Below are 2,023 nucleotides of genomic sequence, written 5' to 3'. Positions count from 1 at the left end.
CGCGTGCGCCAGCTGGCCGCCGATATCCGCGAAGTGATGGGTGCCTGAGCAATCTGCCCTGGCTGAGCATGGCAGCGGCGCAACGCGCCCTTCCATGCAGCCGAGCGGCCTGACCCGGGATGGTTGCTGCGTCACCTAAGCCTCGACTATTCCCTCGAATAGCGACACACGTCATGGAATGAGACCGATCACTCGGGGAACTATCAACCATGTAAAGACACCAAAAACACAGGCCGCCGGATCCAGGCCTGTCGGATACCATTGCAGGAAGCAAAGACATGTCCAAACCCGCAGCTCGCCAAAGTGACCAAGATGCTTGCCCCCTGCCGGGACACGCCGTCAACCCAACCGTCACCGGCTCCCCCGATGTTCTGATCAATGGCCTACCAACACTACGAATAGGCGATAACAGTGCTTGCGGCGATACCGTGGCCGAAGGCATGAGCAGTATTCTGGTCAATGGATTACCGATCGCCTTTCTCGGCAGCTCTACCAGTCACGGCGGCAGCATCATTACCGGCTCGGGAGATGTAGTAGTCGGGAACCAGCACGCGTCTGCCCCTTTCACCGCACCTACCTCCCTGCCGAGCGCCTTCAGTTGCCAGCTACAACTCTTGGCTAGCAACGGGCAAGCGTATTCGTGCTTGCCGTACAGGGTAACCCTGGCAGATGGCTCAATTCAGAAAGGAATTACAGATACATCCGGCACGACCCAGGCAATACGGACCTTCACGCAGATGGCTATCACCAACGTAGAGCTGCTGCCACCGACGGCCGCATCGAACTGCTGCGGCCGCCATGTACAGACTCAGGCAAGCGGTATATCGATCCCGTTGAGTGGAGTGCAAACAACGCAAAACGCCGGAACGAAAACAGCGCCTATACCAGTGAACAAGAGCGACAGGTTCAGAATGCTGACCAGTGGCGAGCTCGCCATGGCGCAAAGCCTGTTCAAAGACTCGGTTGACTACACCAAGATAAAAATCCACAGCGAAGAATATCTGCCGTTCGGTCTACAACCGGACAATACGGCGATGACCCCAAATGGTGAGATGTACTTCAATCCGGATTACTACAAGGAAGACTTCTCCCTTCTCCCCAATGATCAACACTGGTTCATGCATGAGATGGTGCATGTATGGCAATACCAACTCGGGTATTGGGTCAGACTACATGGCCTGCTGCTGCACCCCGGCACGCTTTGGGGGCTTCTTGGCGATCCCTACCAGTACGAACTTAAGCCTGGCGACAAGCTGCAGGACTTCAACATGGAGCAACAGGGCGACATCATCGCCGACTACTATTGCTGGTCGACCAACAACGCCACGAGGAGTGCCAGTGGCAGGCGAGTGCCCAGCATAGACGCTTACAAGAACGTTCTCGGCGATTTTCTGAGCAATCCAAATGACCGCAAACTGCTTCCGTAGCGTTTTACTGCCAATCCTGGCCCTCGTCTGCGTGTGTGACGGCTATGCGATGTCTCGACACCATGATGGTGACGCACGTGCCTGGATACGTGACGAGGCGCTGTGCATCGGAGCCAGTGAAACCTATGAAGTGCCTGGCTTCTTTTCTCGCAACGCTCGCCTCGACCAGAATCAGGTGGAGCTGTATGCAGTACAGGTCAATCGACCGTCAGCGCAGGCATGGGAAGCCAGCCTGCCACCCGGCACCACGAGTTCCACCGTGCAGCTACGCCCCGACACCTGCATCGAGTATGGCCAGCCTGTTGCCTCCTTCGAGACCAGGGTCCCACCTCGTGCGCTTGAGCCGGGCATCTATGAGGTTCTGCTACAGGCTGGCGATCAGAAGCGTCGACGAGCGTGGTTCTACAAGCGCTTCTGCTTGGTCGGTAGCGCCGGCAACTGGTCGGTGAGGGATGCCGAACGCCTGGAGCGCACGCATGAGTGGCGTTGCAGCCCACCGCAGACACCATGACGAAGAGCCACTGAAACCCGATGCGCCATGCCGCCGGCAGCTGCGTCAGTAATCGATCGCCACGTCGCCCTTCGGCACGCTGCAG

Annotated in this window: 2 protein-coding genes; both read left to right on the top strand. The window is 57.7% G+C overall.

Annotation, left to right across the window (positions count from 1 at the left end; translation table 11 throughout):
* The first annotated feature begins 278 nt into the window (after positions 1-278).
* On the top strand, positions 279-1,427 hold the full coding sequence (locus J0A65_RS22665; protein ID WP_152489798.1) for a PAAR domain-containing protein: 1,149 nt from the start codon (positions 279-281) through the stop codon (positions 1,425-1,427).
* Entirely contained in the window at positions 1,405-1,938 is a 534-nt protein-coding gene (locus tag J0A65_RS22660) for a hypothetical protein (RefSeq protein ID WP_206596571.1), read from the top strand. The genes J0A65_RS22665 and J0A65_RS22660 overlap by 23 nt, the downstream gene beginning before the upstream one ends.
* Positions 1,939-2,023: the final 85 nt, after the last annotated feature.

It is taken from the genome of Bowmanella yangjiangensis (assembly GCF_017255015.1).
Classification (GTDB): domain Bacteria; phylum Pseudomonadota; class Gammaproteobacteria; order Enterobacterales; family Alteromonadaceae; genus Bowmanella; species Bowmanella yangjiangensis.
The sequence above is the reverse complement of the archived record's forward strand: the minus strand, read 5'-3'. Positions and strand labels throughout refer to the sequence as shown.